Below are 15129 nucleotides of genomic sequence, written 5' to 3' on the forward strand. Positions count from 1 at the left end.
GGCGGCCCTCCCCCGATGGAGACGAGGGCGATGGCTACCACCGAATCGCCGGCGCCGGCCGAGCGACCCAGGCCCCGCGGCACCCGCCGCTGGTTCCGCCTGTGCGTCGCCGTGGCCGCCGTCGTCGCCGCGTTCGGCCTGGTGCTCAGCGCCGGCACCCCGGACGTCGCCAAGACCGTCTCGAACTTCGGCCTGTGCGTCGCCGCGGTCGCCGCGGCCGCCGGCTGCCTGCGCCGGGCCACCACCCTGCGCGGCCGGCTGCGCGCCGGCTGGGGCCTGATCGGGCTGGCGGTCCTCTCGTGGGGGCTCGGCCAGGCCTGCACGATCTGGCTCGACACGTTCACCGGCTCGGTGCCGCTGCCGTCCCAGGCCGACCTCGGCTATCTGGGCATGGTGCTGCTAGCGCCGGCCGGGCTGCTCGTGCTCCCGGTCGCCGACCGCACCGCCGCGCAACGCGCCCGCAGTGTGCTCGACGGCCTGATGGTCGCCACGTCGCTCATGCTCATGGCCTGGCTCTTCGTCGTCGAGCCGCTGCTGCGGGCGGGCAACGACAACCGCCTCGCCCTGTACGTGAGCCTCGCCTACCCGCTCGGCGACGTCGTCATCGTCACGATCGTCATCTACATGCTGGCGCTGCAACGGCGGGGCGGGCGCAACACGGCGCACCTCGCGCTGGTCGGCTCCGGCATCGTCGCCTTCGCGATGTCCGACATCGGGTACGCGTACCTGAACCTCATCGGCGCCTATCGCTCCGGCGGCGTCACGGACATCGGCTGGTTCGCGGGCTTCTCGCTGATCCTGCTGGCCGCCGTGCGCCCGGTCGCCGCGGCCGCCGAGACCCCGGACGCCGACAACGGCACCCGTCCGATCGGGGTGCTGCTCCCCTATGTGGCGGTGCTCGCGGCGCTGGTGACGAGCGTCGTCTACTTCGCCCGTACGGGTCAGAGCAGCGCCGTGGTCGCGTACAGCCGGTCTGCTCTGATCCTGTTGATCGTGGGCCGGCAGCTGCTCACCCTGCTGGAGAACCGGGGTCTGACCCGCGGGCTCGAGGAGCGCGTCGCCGGCCGGACCGCCGAGCTCTACGCCAGTGAGCAGCGCTTCCAGGCGCTCGTGCAGCACAGCTCCGATGTCGTGAGCGTGGTCAGCCCGACCGGCGAGGTGCTCTACCAGAGCGAGAGCGTGCAGCGGGTGTTCGGCTACTCCGCCGCGATGCTCACCGGGCAGCAGGTCACCGTCGCGCTCGACCCCGACGCGAGCGGGACCCTCATGCACGCGCTCGCCTCGGTCGCCCGCCGGCCCTACGCGACGACCGTGGTCGAGGTGACGCTCCCGCACCGCGACGGGCGGCAGCTGCGCGCCGAGATCACCGTGACGAACCTGCTCGACGACGCGAGCGTCGGCGGGCTCGTGCTCAACACCCGTGACATCACCGAGCGCAAGGAGCTGCAGGAGCAGCTGGTCCACGAGGCGTACCACGACTCGCTGACCCAGCTCGCCAACCGCGCGCTCTTCCGCGAGAAAGTTGCCGAGGCGCTGTCCCGGCGGACGGCGGCCGAGGACGTGACCGTGCTCTTCCTCGACCTCGACGGGTTCAAGGAGGTCAACGACAGCCTCGGGCACCTGGCCGGCGACAAGCTGCTGGTGCAGGTCGCCGCCCGGCTCACCGGCTCGGTGCGCGAGGGCGACGTGGTGGCCCGGTTCGGCGGCGACGAGTTCGCCGTCCTCATCTGCGCCGAGTACGGCACCGACGACGCGACCACCGTGGCCCGGCGCATCGTCGACGGGCTGCACGAGCCGTTCCGCATCGACGAGCGCGAGCTGCACGTGCGGGGCAGTGCGGGGCTCGCCGCGTACAGCGACCTGGGCGCCGCCCCGGGCACCCGGACCGACGTGCGGCCCGGCGACGGCGACCGCGACGACAACCACGCGGACGACGCCGAGCAGCTGATGCGCAACGCCGACCTGGCCATGTACAAGGCGAAGGCGGCGGGCGGCAGCGGCTGGGCCACGTACGACCCGGCCATGCTGGCCGGGCTCGTCGAGCGGCTCGAGCTGGAGGCCGACCTGCGCCGGGCCCTCGACCGCGGCGAGCTGGAGCTGCACTACCAGCCGACCATCGACATGACGGACAGCCGGGTCGTGGGTTTCGAGGCGCTGGTGCGCTGGCGTCATCCCGAACGCGGACTGATCCCGCCACTGAGCTTCATCCCGATCGCCGAGGCGACCGGGCTGATCGTGCCCCTGGGCCACTGGGTCATCGCCGAGGCGTGCCGCCAGGCCATGTCATGGGCGGCCGAGACCGGGCAGCCCCCGGTGAAGATGGCCGTCAACGTGTCGGTGCGGCAGTTCGACCGGACCGATCTGGCCGAGGTCGTCCGCGGCGTCCTCACCGAGACCGGCATGCCGGCGGACAAGCTGTGCCTGGAGATGACCGAGAGCGTCCTCATGACCGACACCGAGGAGAACCTCGCGCAGCTGGTCCGGCTCAAGGCGCTGGGCGTCACCCTGGCGATCGACGATTTCGGTACGGGCTACTCCTCGCTCGCGTACCTCCGGCGCTTCCCGGTCGACACCCTCAAGATCGACCGCTCGTTCGTGATGCACCTCGGCGGCCAGGCCGACGACGCCGCGCTGGCCGGCACGATCGTCCAGCTCGGGCAGAGCCTGGGCATGTCGACGGTCGCCGAGGGCATCGAGGAGTACGGGCAGCTCGCCGCGTTGCGCGACATGGGCTGCACGTTCGCGCAGGGCTTCTACTTCTCCCGTCCCGTGCCCGCGCCCGAAGCGGGCCGGCTGCTGTCCGAGTCCGCCGCTGCCCTGGAGACCCGATGACCTGGCCCGACGCGCTGTCCCCCGAGTTCCTGGCGCTCGTGGACCTGCCCACTCCCTATCTGGTCACCGATCTCGACACCGTCGCGGACCGGCTGCTGGCGTTCCGGGCCGCGCTGCCCGGCTTCGACGTGCACTACGCGATGAAGTGCAACCCGTCGCCGGAGATCCTGGCGACCGTGCACGCGCACGGCGGCGGCTTCGAGATCGCGTCGCTCGGCGAGCTGCGCATGCTCGAGCGCGCCGGCGTCGACCCCGCGGAGGTGCTCTACAGCAACCCGGTCAAGCCGCCGGCGCACATCGCCGACGCGTACGCCGCCGGGGTGTGGCGCTTCGCCTTCGACTCCCCCAACGAGCTGCGCAAGATCGCCCAGTACGCCCCCGGCGCCGCCGTCTATCTGCGGCTGCACGTGGACGACGCGTCGAGCTCGTTCCCGCTGTCGCGCAAGTTCGGCGCCGAGCCGTCCGAAGCCCGCGACCTGGTCGTCCTCGCGCGGCGGTTGGGGTTGCGCCCGTACGGGATCACCTTCCACGTCGGCTCGCAGTGCCCGGATCCCCTCGCCTGGCGGGCCGCGATCGGGTTGTCCGGCCGGATCATGTCCGACCTGCTCGACGAGGGCATCGTGCTGGACATGCTCGACATCGGCGGCGGGTTTCCTTCCTCCTATGTCTCCCCGGTGCCGGCGATCTCCTCGATCGGCGACGTTGTGCTTCAAGCCGTCGATGAGCTGCTGCCGTACCGTCCGCCTCTGCTCGTGGCCGAACCCGGCCGGCACCTGGTCGCCTCGTCCGGCGTGATGGCGGCCGGCGTGATCGGGCGCGAGGTGCGCGGCGGCGAGAACTGGCTGTTCGTCGACGTGAGCGCCTATCACGGCCTGATGGAGGCGATCCAGCTGCCGACCGGCTGGGACTACCCGGTGTGGACGACCGCGCCGGGCCACGGCGCCATGCCCACGCTGCCCTTCACGGTGACCGGCCCGAGCTGTGACAGCTCCGACACGATGTTCCACGGCCTGCACCTGCCCGCGTCGATCGACGTCGGCGACGTCCTGTACCTCGGAGCCGCCGGCGCCTACACCGTCTCGTACGCGTCCTCGTTCAACGGCTTCCCGCCGCCGACTCCCCTGTTCGTCGGGTCGTCGGTGCACGCGGCCCTGGTGCGGTGAAACGCGGGGGCGGACACCGGCGGGTGGGCGCGGTCGGGCTGCGCCGGGCCGGGCGGCTGCGCGAGCTGCTCGTCGCCGGCGTCACCGACTCGTTCGGCATGGCGCTGGGCTGGACGATCCTCATCCTCTTCGCCGTCTCGCGCGGCGGGCTGGCCGAGGCCGCCCTCTACAACGCGGCCATGCTGCTCGGCGTCGTCCTGTCGGCGCCGGTCACCGGCTGGCTGTCCCGCCGCTTCCCGGGGCGCGGGCTGCTGCGCGGCGCGGCCGGCACGGAGCTGGTCCTGCGCGTCGGCGCCCTCGCCGGGCTGCTCGCCGGTCTGCCGTCGGCCCTGATCGCCGTCGCGATCGTCGCCATGAACATCGTCGCCTGGACCGGCTTCGCGGCCATGCGCGCGGAGGTCGCGGCCGTCGACGCCGGGCCCCGGGCCATGACCAGGTACGCCCTGGCGATCGCCGCCGTGGAAGCGGCCGGCACCGGTGTCGCCGCCCTCCTCCCGGCCACCCTGGACGGCCCGCTGCTCGTGGCCGTCTACGTCGTCTACGGCGGTTCGCTGATCCCGACCCTGCTCAGCGCCCGCCGCGCCCGCATGACCCCGCTCGGCGCGGCCCGCCGGGTCATCCCCGCCCGCACCCTCGGCTACGGCGCCATCAGCCCGGTCGTCGCGGCGCCCCGGATCGTCACCGACCGCGCCTTCGACCGGGCGTTCTTCGGCCGCGCCTACTTCGACCGGCGCCGCCGCCTCGCCGTCTCCCCGCGCGTGCTGGCCGCCGGCGGGGGCGTGATGCTGCTCGCGGCCGGTCCGACACTGCTGGCCGTACCCCTGACCACCGAGCTGCACGGCCGCCACCTGGTCGCCCTCACCGCCGTGGCCTTCAGCGTCGGCTGCCTCCTGGCCACCGCCGCCGTGAGCTTCCTGAACAAGTCCAACCTGTCGCCCGCCCTGCGCTGGATCCTGTGGGGCCTCGTCATGCTGATCGGCTGGCTCGGCGCCCCGCTCCACGCGGGCGCGGTGATCGCGGCCCAGTTCCTGGCCGGCCTGAGCCAGACCGCCTTCGAGGGCGACATGGACGCCCTGATCGCCTCCGAGGCGCCGGCCGACGGCGTGACGACGGCGCTGGCGTACAGCGCGTCGGTCCGCGCCCTGGGCGGTTCGATCGCCGTGAAGATGCTCCCGACCCTGGTGACCGCCCACCGGATCGATCAGGCGGTGAGCGTGGCCGTCCTGCTCCTGGGCCTGGCGGCGCTCACCTTATGGGCCGCGACGACGATGCCGTGGATCCGCCGGGCCGAGGCTCACGTCTAGCGGATCTCGAAGCCGGTCAACCCCTCCACCGGCCCGTCCTCGGCCTCGACACCCGTGACGGCCGCGTGCGGCGGGCCGTCGTGCGCCCACTTCTCCGTCGCGGCGACAGCGTCGGGTTCGCCCTCGAAGACCGCCTCGACCCGACCGTCCGGCAGGTTGCGCACCCAGCCGGCGACGCCGTGCTCGCGGGCGACCCGCCGCGTGGTGTCGCGGTAGTAGACGCCCTGCACCCGGCCCGACACGAGCACCCGCCTTTGGATCATTCATTCAGGGTACGGAACGCGTCTGCCGCCCGGAGGAGGCGTTCCGGGTTGGGCGTCGGATCAGCGAAAGCCGCCTATCCAGAATGCGTAACTGACCGCATACTGTGCGCTTCGGCCCGTGGACGGCGGAGATGTCTCATGAGCGATCGGCTACGGCCCGGCTCGGCCGACGAACAGGTGCTCTGCCACGCGCTGGAGAAGCTGCGCGGGCGGGGCGGGCTACGCGCGGCCCGGCTGCGGGCCGAGGCCAAGGGCATCGCGGAGCCGCTGCTCGACCTGGCGGCGGTTCGGCGCTGGGCGACCCTCCACGACCTCGACCTCCCGCACGCCGCGGTCGCCGTGGTCACCGAGTGCGTCCGCACCGGCCTGCACGGCTCCGAGCGCATCGTCGCCGACGCGGTGCTCGGGCTCGGCGCCTTCGGCCCGGAGTACGCCCGGGCCGGCGTCGACCCGAAGGTGGTCGCCGACATCGCCTCGGACCTGCTCAGCCGCCGCCGGCGCGCGTTGCTCGGGGCCTGGCTGCGGCTGCACAACGCCCTCGGGGCCGAGCCGGACGAGACGCCCAGCGACCGCAGCCTGCGCGGCAACCACGAGGGTCGAGTGCTTCGCGAACTGGCCCGGCGCCTGTTGTCGAACTCCTCCCAAGCGCCCGCTCCGGCCGTCGCGGACAGCCGTCCCCCGGCCTTGCGCAATGGGCATCATCGGGGGCGGGTCGTCGTGATTGGCGGCGCGGTCATGGACGTAACGTTCAAGACGAGGGTGCTGCCCGCCCGGGAGATGTCCAGCGAGGCGTACGCCTTCGACCTGTCACCCGGCGGCAAGGGGCTGATGCAAGCCATGGCGGCGTCCCGGCTGGGCCTGGAAGTCTCGCTGCTCACCGCGGTCGCGGACGACCCCTTCGGCCGGCAGATCCTCGAGCACCTCCGTCGCAATGGGGTCGACACGTCGATGGTCAAGGTAGTGGAGGACGCGCGATCTCCGTTTACCGGCGTCATCGAGTTCGAGCTGGGCGACAGCCTTGCCGTCAATTGGCGCAACGACCGCGAGATCCACCTCGCCGTCCGCGACATCGAACACGCCTTTCCTGCTCTCGTCGCCGCGGACGTCCTTCTCGTCACGTTCGAGATTCCCCGGGAGAGCCTCCAGCGCATCATGAGCCTGATCGCCGAGCGAGGCGACGACCGACCGTTGGTCATCGTCACCCCGGGCCAGCCCTACGAGGACGGTCTCGTGTCCGGGAATGCGCTGGCCCAGGTCGACTATCTGGTGGCCCACCCATGGGAAATCGGGAAGTACGGTCCGCCGGGCGATCCCCCCTTCGACACCGACCCGGCGGCCGATCGCCTGCTGGGTTATTACGGGGTGGAAACGGTGTGCATGCCGGTCCCCGGTGGGTGCCGGATCTATTCGACGACCGCGGCCGGCACCTTCGACGTGCCGACCATCCCTTCGCCCTACCGGGAGTCGGCGGCGGCCCGCGACGCCTTCTGTGCCGCACTCGCCGCAAAGCTGATCGACCAGAGCGGCGATTTCTCGGAGCAGGTGGCGCTGTGGGCGACAGCAGCGATGGCGGCTGCGGCTGCGGACCACGGCGGGATCAATCCGATGCCAGATCGGCAACGCATCGATCAGATGCTCACCCGCAGTCGCCTCAGCGCGGTCCCACGCTTCCCCCGTGACGTCAACACCGGCTCAGCGGAGTAGACGCCGGCGTGACTCCGGGGCGAGAGTCTCGGTTCTTCCCCGCACCCGGAGGCAGAAAATCAACGAGTCCGCCAGCTCGACGCGGTTCTGTTCGTATCTGTCATGCGGGAACCGCTCTTGAAGCTCCGGCAGCGACGCAGTGCCGTACTGCGACCGCAGTTGGCGCGGAGTCACGTACTGCTTGTTGCGATAGAGGTAGGGACGCGGCCCGACGGTGACCCAATGCTGCCAATTGGCCGCCCGGTAACTCGCACCGGTGAAGCCGAGATTGGTGTCGACCACGGTCGTCAGCAGGTCGATGCGCGGCTGCGACCGGCGCACCTCAGCTCGCACCCGGGACAGCAGATAGGAGATCGCGTTAGGTGGAGCGGTGTTGCATGAGTAGACCCGGGAGATCTCGAGGATCTCCTCTTGGACCATGCCGAATTGACCACGAAGTTGAACGCCCACACGCCGCCACTGCAACGGGGAGACGGTGCAGATGCTCACCGGCAGACCGGCTCGCGGCTCCAGCAAGGCGTAACACGTGGACCCGGGGCGGGCGCTGCGCAGGTAGTGCCGTGCGGCAAGGACCGCGTTCGCGGCTTCCGGCATGATCTCCGCGAACTTGAGGTCGCGCAGCTCGAACCGGGTATTCGGCACGAGATGATCAGTGCGCCTCTCATCGGCGCGGAGCTGCCGGGCAGCAGCCTTGAGCTCGGCGCGGATCTGCCGCTCGCCGATCGTGCCCTTCCGCCGGCTCGCGATGCGGGGCAGCAACAACAGGGCGCGCACGGTGAGCGTGCGGAGGTCAACAGCGAAGTTCTTGGCTACCTCGGCGGCCCAGTCGCTGAACGGCGGCTCGGCAGCGACGCACTCGCTCAACCGGACGCGCCGGCTCGTGGGCGCGGAGAAAGCTGGTCCCGCCATGGGAACGGCACCCCCGGACTTGGTCGGCACTGACACGGCAGGAATAGTAAGCCTCCCGGCTGGCAAATGATGCTGCACCGCAGCACCCTGCCAAAAGATCGACAATTGCGAAACTTTGGCGGCAGCTGGCGGAGTTCATCCGTGAATGGCATAGATAAAGGTCGCTTCCCTCGGCGTGAATGCCGCCTCGGCGCCGGGCGTTGAACTGGAACCGGGCGCCAGAATTTCGTGTTGACCGCCGTTTGCCCTCCGGTTGTATGGACCGCATGGAGTTTCCGGCCGAAGTGTGCACCGACGGCCGGGGCCCGGCAACCCCCTGCAAGGAGGAGCAATGTCCGCAACCGAGCTGCTGATTCTCGTCGCTCTCGCAGTCGCCGCCTTCATCGTCGTGACACAATGGCGGAAAGTGATCTTGTTGCTGCTCTCCGCTGCTATCGCCGTGTTTCTCTACGGAGTCTTCGACCTCGCGCGGGCGGTCACTCAGCTGACTCAGGCCTGAGACCACGAAGCCGCCGGGTCACCTTTGGTCCGGCCGCCACCTGTCAGGCGGAGCCGTCGTGGGCGGCTCCGCCTGCCTCGCTGATCTCGCCGGACGAACGGCCGGCCGGCTGCGCGTCGGAGCTGGCGGCGGCGCGGTCGGAGTGGCCGAGGCTGCGGCCCGGGGCGATGCGGTCGCGGACCAGGACCTTGAGGTCGGCCAGCTCGGGATGGCCGCTCGCGGCGCGGGACCAGAGGAGCTCGCCGTCGAGGCGGACGTCGAAGATGCCGCCCGTGCCGGGGATCAGGGCGACCTCGCCCAGCTCCTTCTGAAAGGTGGTCAGCAGCTCCTGCGCCGTCCAGGCGGCCCGGAGGAGCCAGCGGCACTGGGTGCAGTATTCGATTTCCAGGCGGGGGCGGCGAGTGGTCACGTTGCCAGTATGCACGGCCCGGGCTGCATGGATAGGGTGTCGTCTATGGATGGTGGACCTTGCCGCCGAGGCGGGAGTCCGGCGACGAGTGGGCACGTCGCGCGGAAGCCGTGAATCAAATGCGATAGGCCGACCGTACGGACGCGGGGAACAACTCGTCCACGGTCAGCTTCTCCGGGGTGATGCCCTGCTCGTGGGCGTACCGGAGAAAGGTTTCCAGGGTCCGGCGGTTGGGCTCGACGCCGTACGGAAAAGTGGTGCCGGCGGCGAACGACGGCAGCCAGGGCACCGGGAAACGCGACGCGTTGAGGTCGGCGAGGCGGGCGAGACTGCGATCGCGCGCCTCGGTGAAGGCGGTGACCAGATTCGCGGCGAGCCACGGGTGAGCGTCCAGGATGTCGCGGCGGACGACGACCACGTGCATGATCGGGAAGATTCCGGTACGCCGATGCCAGTCGCGTTCCCGATCGAAAGCGTCCGGCCACAACGGCACGACATCGGGGTGAGCCGGCGGACGCGCGGTGATGACGGCGTCGAGGTCGCCGGTGACGAGCATGTCGGTCAGCGTGCGATCGGCAATGACGTCGATCGGCACGGGCGGGGTGAACAATTCGCGGCGCCCCGGCTCGCGCACGCCGGCCTGGACCCAGCGAATGGCGTCGAGGCTCAGCCCGTACTCATCGGCCAGAATGCCCCGCACCCAGACGCCGGCGGTCTGGAACCATTCCGGGACGCCCACCCGGGCCCCGGCCAGATCGGTGACGCCGGAATCGCGGGCCACATAGACGGCCGAGTGCCGGAAGACGCGCGACGGGAAGACGGGAATCGCGGCGAGTGTGCCGTCGCGGGCCAGGGCGACATATTTCGTCAGGGACAGTTCCGACACGTGCCATTCGCGGAAGCTGGTGAAGCGGTAGAAGATCTCCTCCACGTCGAGCTGGAGGCACGTGAGATCCACTCCCTCGACGGGCACCCGGCCGGCGACGAGATCGCGTACGTGGTCGTAATCGCTGATCGCCAGCGTGAGGGGCACGCGGCTCATCCGCCGACCAGGGCGGTGACGTCGGGCGGCGTGGTCAGATAGCCGTAGTCGCGGGCCAGTTCGGCGGTGCGCGTGAGCAGCGCGGCGCCGACGTCGGGGCTCCACTCCGGCAGGACGACGCGCGCGGCGACCTCGGGGCCGATCTCGATGTAGGTGGGCAGGATGCGGCGGGCGTCGTCCGGATGATCCTGGGCGTACGTGAGGGAGCGGTTCATCGCCGTCCGGAAGCTCGCGACGACGTCCGGGTCGGAGCCGGCGAACGCGGTGCTCGTGAAGTAGCTGGCCACGGGGAAGTGCGGGGCGATCATGGGGTACGGGCGGAGGACCGCCGTGACGCCGCCCGCCGCCTTGATCGCGCTCGCGAACGGCTCGACGGCCCACGCCGCGTCGACGCGCTTCTGGGCCAGGGCGGCCTGCATCTGCGGGAACGGGATCTCGACGAACTTGACCGTCGTGATGTCGACGCCGCTCGCCTGCAACGCCGCGTTGATGGACAGCGAGCCGACGTTGTTGAGGTTGTTGACGGCGATGCTCTTGCCCGCGAGGTCCTTCGCGGTGCGGATCGGGCCGCCGGCGGGCGCGAAGATCACGGCGTAGTCGCCCGCGGCCGCCTGGTTGCCGGCGGCGACGATGCGGACGGGCGCCTTCTTCGACGCGGCGATGAGCAGCGACGTGTTGTTGGAGAAGCCGATCTTCTGCTGGCCCGAGACGACGCCGGCGACGATCGTGGCGCCCGACTGGCCCGGCCGCGGCGTCACGTCGAGCCCCTCGGCGGTGAAGAACCCCTGCTCGATGCCGAGGTAGAGCGGGGCGACGTCGATGACCGGGACGATGCCGACCTCCAGGGCCGTGCGGCCGGCGTCGTCCGTGGAGCTGCGGCAGCCCGCGGCGACCAGCGCGGGCAGGAGGAGAACCAGGCGACGGTTCATGCCGGGAGCTTACATCGGAGATTGTCGATGTCAGTTCCGGAACCTGCCGCCACCTGCGGCAACGGAGAAAGCGCTTCCCGAGGCTCTCACCAGGCATTGACACCCGTCGAGGCGGGGGTTCAGAGTGGCAACTCAAAGAGCGCTTTCCCTGATTTGTAGCAGCGCTGTAACCCCCGCTTCACACAGTCCCCTTGTTCCCCGTCAAGGAGGGACCCCGCATGAACAGACGCCTGGCCACCCTCGGCCTCGCGCTGACCGGCCTGCTCGGCGCCTTCGTTCTCCCGTCCGGCCCGGCGGCCGCCGCCGAGGTGGTGGTGTCGCAGGGCAAGGTGACCACGTCGTCGTCCGACGAGTGGTCCGGCACGCCCGCGTCCGCCGCCACCGACGGCAACACCGGCACCCGCTGGTCGAGCGCCTTCACCAACGCCACCGAGTGGCTCAAAGTGGACCTGGGCAGCACGACCGCCGTCACGCGCGTCGCGCTGAACTGGGAGGCCGCGTACGCGTCGGCCTTCACGGTGCAGTTCTCCACCGACAACCAGACCTTCACGAACGCGACCCCCACCCTGAGCGGGAACGCCGGCGCGCAGAGCATCACGGTCAGCGGCAACGCGCGCTACGTGCGGCTCAACCTCACTTCGAAAGCACTTCCCGCGTACGGGTACTCGCTGTGGGAGTTCCAGGTCTTCGCGAACGGTTCCACGCCGCCTCCCACCGGGGGCGGGACGCTCCTGTCGTACGGGAAACGGGGTGTCGCCTCGAGCGAGCAGAACGACGTGAACTGCAACCCGTGCACGGCCGACAAGGCATTCGACCGTGACCCGGCGACGCGCTGGGCGACCAGCTCGACGACCGGCTGGGTGGACCCGGGCTGGATCTACGTCGACCTGGGCGCCACGGCGACGATCAGCCGCGTGGAGCTGCAGTGGGATCCCGCGTACGCGACCGCGTACAGGATCCAGGTCTCGCCCGACGCGACCACCTGGAACGACATCTACTCGACCACGACGGGCAAGGGCTTCAAGGAGGTCCTGAACGTCTCGGGCACCGGCCGGTACGTGCGCATGTACGGCACCGCGCGCGTCGGGCCGTACGGCTACTCGCTGTACGACTTCGACGTCTACGGCACCGGCGGCAGCCCGACCGCGCCGCCCGCCCAGCCCGCCGACCCGACGTTCCCGGCGACGCGGCTCGTGTGGCACGACGAGTTCGACACCGGCGCCGGCACCAAGCCGAGCACGGCCAACTGGTACTCCGACTTCGGCGTCCCGCAGAACGGCGAGGTGCAGTACTACACCGACAACTTCAACAACGCGACCATGGACGGCGCCGGCCACCTCGTCATCGAGGCGCGCAAGGAGGCCTCGAACGGCCGCGACTACACGTCCGGGCGCCTCAACACCAGCAAGAGCTTCAACTTCCAGTACGGCCGGGTCGAGGCGCGCATCAAGGTGCCGAAGGGCAACGGGCTGTGGCCGGCCTTCTGGATGATGGGCTCCGACTTCCTCACCGGGCGCCCGTGGCCCTACAACGGCGAGATCGACATCATGGAGATCCTCGGCCGCAACACCAACGAGGGCTACTCCACGCTGCACGCCCCGCAGTACAACGGCGCCGGCGGGTACGGCCAGAAGTACACGGCCCCGGTGGACCTGTCACTGGACTACCACACGTACGCGGCGGAGTGGGACAGCAAGGGCATCCGCTTCTTCCTCGACGGCACCCAGGTCTTCAACGCGGCCAAGGCGACCGTGGAAGCCACCCGCGGGCCGTGGATCTTCGACCACAAGTTCTACGTCATCCTCAACCTGGCGGTCGGCGGCGACTTCCCCGGCCCCATCGATGCCTCCACCCCGTTCCCCTCCCGGATGCTCGTCGACTACGTGCGCGTCTACCAGTAGTCCCGACGGGTCTCCGGATCGCCGGGGCAGGGCCCCCATCCCTGCCCCGGCGTCTCATTCACAGGAAGGGATCCCCCATGCGCAAGCTCGCTTTCCTGGCTGCCCTCGCCCTGCTCGTGCCGGCCGTTCCCGCCGCCGCCGCTCCCGACATCCCGCCCGGCGCCGTCCGCGTGGCCGAGTTCCTCGCCGACTGCCCGGCCAGCCACCGGCTCCCCGACGACCCGATCATCTTCCCGAACCTGCCCGGCGCCTCGCACATGCACAGCTTCTTCGGCAGCTCGACCACCAAGGCGAGCACGACCGTCACGGATCTCATCAACGCGAACAGCAACTGCAACCCGTCGATCGACAAGTCCGCGTACTGGATCCCGACCTTCTACAACAACAACGTCCCGGTCGAGCCGACCACGGGCATCTTCTACTACCTGGGCGAGGGCGTCCGCGACGACCTGATCGCCCAGACCCAGCCCTTCCCCCTCGGCCTCCGCATCGTCGCCGGCAACGCCACGGCGGCCGGTCCGGCGGACAACCCGCTCGCCCGCTGGTCCTGCCTCCACGCCGGCGAGGTGGCACCCTCCCAGGACTTCGTCACCTGCCCGCCCGGCACGATGCTCGAGTCGTACCTGGACTTCCCGCACTGCTGGGACGGCGTCAACCTCGACTCGCCCAATCACAAGAGCCACATGGCGTACCCGGTCGGCAACGCCTGCCCGGCCTCCCACCCGGTCGTCGTCCCGAAGCTCCGCCAGGTCATGCGCTACCCGGTCAACGGCAACCCGGCGAACTTCCGCCTCGCCTCGGGCCGCGGCTACACCATGCACGGCGACTTCTTCAACGCCTGGCCGGTCGACGAACTCGCCCGCCGCGTCAACGACTGCATCCGCATCATCGTCAAATGCGGCACCAACGGCCGTCCCTGACATGTGAGTGCCGGACGACCCGCGCACCGGTCCTGCGGCCGGTGTGCGGGCGCCGCTCACCGGGTGGTCCGTGGACAACCCGCGGCTGTGGAGAGCGCATGAGCAAGATCGATGCCGGTGCTATAACAGAGCGCATGAGCAGCCGGGGCGGCCGGGGCGGTCAGCACCCGACGATGGATCAGGTGGCGGAGGCGGCCGGGGTTTCGCGGGCCACGGTTTCGCGGGTCATCAACGGCGCGCCGACGGTGGACGCGAAGATTCGGGAGATTGTCGAGCGGGCCATTGCCGAGACGGGCTATGTGCCCAATGTGGCCGCACGGTCATTGGTCACCCGGAAGTCGAATTCCGTGGCGCTTGTCATCTCCGAGCCCGACCGGCCGCACGACTCGTCGTTTCTGAACAGGGTTTTCACGGATCCCTACTTCGGGCGGATCACGGCCGGCGCCACCGCGGCGCTGCGGCCGCACGACATTCATCTGGTGATCATTCCGACCGACTCGGCGGATCATCGTCATGTGCTGCGTTACCTGCGGCAGGGGCATGTGGACGGCGTGCTGCTGATCAGCAGTCACGAGCGGGACCCGCTGCCCCGGCAGGTGCACGATCTCGGCATCCCGGCCGTGGTGTCGGCGCGGCCGGCGGCTCCGCTGGCGGCCAGTTTCGTCGACGTGGACCAGCGGCTGGGCGCCCGGCTCGCCGCCGAGCACCTGCTCGCCCGCGGGTGCCGGACGCTCGCGACGATCAGCGGGCCGCTCGACATTCCGTCGGGGCTGGACCGGCTCGAGGGTTTCCGGGCGGCGCTGGCGGAGCGGGGACTTTCCGAAGTTCCGAGCCTCGAGGGGGATTTCACCCGGCGCGGCGGGGAGGAGTGCGCGCGGCGACTGCTGGAGGCGTACCCGGGAATTGACGGTTTGTTCGTGGCCTCCGATCTCATGGCGGAAGGCGCGCTGCGGGCCGTGCAGGACCTCGGGCGCCGCGTGCCCGGCGATGTCGCGGTGGTCGGCTTCGACGACAGCAGCGCCGCGCTCGACTGCCGGCCGCCGCTGACCACCGTGCGCCAGCCGGTCGAGGAGATGGCGGCCGAGATGGCGGAGCTGCTCATGGCACACATCGCCGCGCCCGGCCGCCTGCCGCGGTCGGTGACATTCCAACCCACCCTCGTCGTACGCGACTCAGCCTGAACACCCCGCACAAAAGCCGCGAAACTACGAGCAGAAACCGCCCAAAGCCCCGCGTACGAAAAAGACGCGCGCA

General features: G+C 70.4%; 13 protein-coding genes. 8 read left to right on the plus strand and 5 right to left on the minus strand.

What is annotated here, in order from left to right; all coding sequences use genetic code 11:
* Positions 1-30 precede the first annotated feature (30 nt).
* Genes RAN62_RS01225 through RAN62_RS01235 form a run of 3 tightly spaced genes read left to right on the plus strand, consistent with a single transcriptional unit; the run spans position 31 to position 5299 of the window.
* Entirely contained in the window at positions 31-2832 is a 2802-nt protein-coding gene (locus RAN62_RS01225; protein ID WP_305782538.1) for a putative bifunctional diguanylate cyclase/phosphodiesterase, read from the plus strand.
* Complete coding sequence (locus RAN62_RS01230; RefSeq protein ID WP_305782539.1) at positions 2829-3995, plus strand: type III PLP-dependent enzyme; 1167 nt, start codon at positions 2829-2831, stop codon at positions 3993-3995. The genes RAN62_RS01225 and RAN62_RS01230 overlap by 4 nt, the downstream gene beginning before the upstream one ends.
* Positions 3996-4018: 23 nt before the next feature.
* Entirely contained in the window at positions 4019-5299 is a 1281-nt protein-coding gene (locus RAN62_RS01235; protein WP_305782540.1) for a hypothetical protein, read from the plus strand.
* On the opposite strand, the gene RAN62_RS01240 is transcribed toward RAN62_RS01235, so the two are convergent.
* Complete coding sequence (locus RAN62_RS01240; protein ID WP_305782541.1) at positions 5296-5562, minus strand: acylphosphatase; 267 nt, start codon at positions 5560-5562, stop codon at positions 5296-5298. The two genes, RAN62_RS01235 and RAN62_RS01240, sit on opposite strands and share 4 nt — an antisense overlap.
* 138 nt (positions 5563-5700) lie before the next feature.
* Between RAN62_RS01240 and RAN62_RS01245 the strand changes: the two genes are divergently transcribed.
* The gene (locus RAN62_RS01245; RefSeq protein WP_305782542.1) at positions 5701-7266 is read left to right on the plus strand and encodes a PfkB family carbohydrate kinase; all 1566 of its coding nucleotides are present in this window, start codon (positions 5701-5703) and stop codon (positions 7264-7266) included.
* Here RAN62_RS01245 and RAN62_RS01250 read toward each other — a convergent pair.
* Positions 7255-8211 (minus strand): Mom family adenine methylcarbamoylation protein, encoded by a 957-nt coding sequence (locus tag RAN62_RS01250; RefSeq protein ID WP_305782543.1) that lies wholly within the window; start codon positions 8209-8211, stop codon positions 7255-7257. The genes RAN62_RS01245 and RAN62_RS01250 overlap by 12 nt on opposite strands.
* 295 nt (positions 8212-8506) lie before the next feature.
* Here RAN62_RS01250 and RAN62_RS01255 point away from each other — a divergent pair, with 295 nt between their 5' ends.
* On the plus strand, positions 8507-8674 hold the full coding sequence (locus tag RAN62_RS01255) for a hypothetical protein (protein WP_305782544.1): 168 nt from the start codon (positions 8507-8509) through the stop codon (positions 8672-8674).
* A gap of 43 nt (positions 8675-8717) precedes the next feature.
* Here the strand turns inward: RAN62_RS01255 and RAN62_RS01260 are convergent, their stop codons facing one another.
* From RAN62_RS01260 to RAN62_RS01270, 3 genes are all read right to left on the minus strand, one after another.
* A complete protein-coding gene (locus RAN62_RS01260; RefSeq protein WP_305782545.1) occupies positions 8718-9083 on the minus strand; it encodes an Rdx family protein in 366 nt (121 codons plus the stop codon).
* Positions 9084-9198: 115 nt separating this feature from the next.
* A complete protein-coding gene (locus RAN62_RS01265; RefSeq protein WP_305782546.1) occupies positions 9199-10125 on the minus strand; it encodes a substrate-binding domain-containing protein in 927 nt (308 codons plus the stop codon).
* A complete protein-coding gene (locus RAN62_RS01270; RefSeq protein WP_305782547.1) occupies positions 10122-11054 on the minus strand; it encodes an ABC transporter substrate-binding protein in 933 nt (310 codons plus the stop codon). Before RAN62_RS01270 ends, RAN62_RS01265 begins: the two co-directional genes overlap by 4 nt.
* A 218-nt stretch (positions 11055-11272) precedes the next feature.
* Here RAN62_RS01270 and RAN62_RS01275 point away from each other — a divergent pair, with 218 nt between their 5' ends.
* From RAN62_RS01275 to RAN62_RS01285, 3 genes are all read left to right on the plus strand, one after another.
* Positions 11273-12955, plus strand: a complete 1683-nt coding sequence (locus RAN62_RS01275) for a discoidin domain-containing protein (protein WP_305782548.1) — start codon at positions 11273-11275, stop codon at positions 12953-12955.
* A 77-nt stretch (positions 12956-13032) separates the two neighbouring features.
* On the plus strand, positions 13033-13875 hold the full coding sequence (locus RAN62_RS01280; RefSeq protein WP_305782549.1) for a DUF1996 domain-containing protein: 843 nt from the start codon (positions 13033-13035) through the stop codon (positions 13873-13875).
* A gap of 98 nt (positions 13876-13973) precedes the next feature.
* On the plus strand, positions 13974-15056 hold the full coding sequence (locus tag RAN62_RS01285; protein WP_369077130.1) for a LacI family DNA-binding transcriptional regulator: 1083 nt from the start codon (positions 13974-13976) through the stop codon (positions 15054-15056).
* The last annotated feature ends 73 nt before the right edge of the window (positions 15057-15129 follow it).

This window comes from Symbioplanes lichenis (assembly GCF_030709675.1).
Classification (GTDB): domain Bacteria; phylum Actinomycetota; class Actinomycetes; order Mycobacteriales; family Micromonosporaceae; genus Actinoplanes; species Actinoplanes lichenis.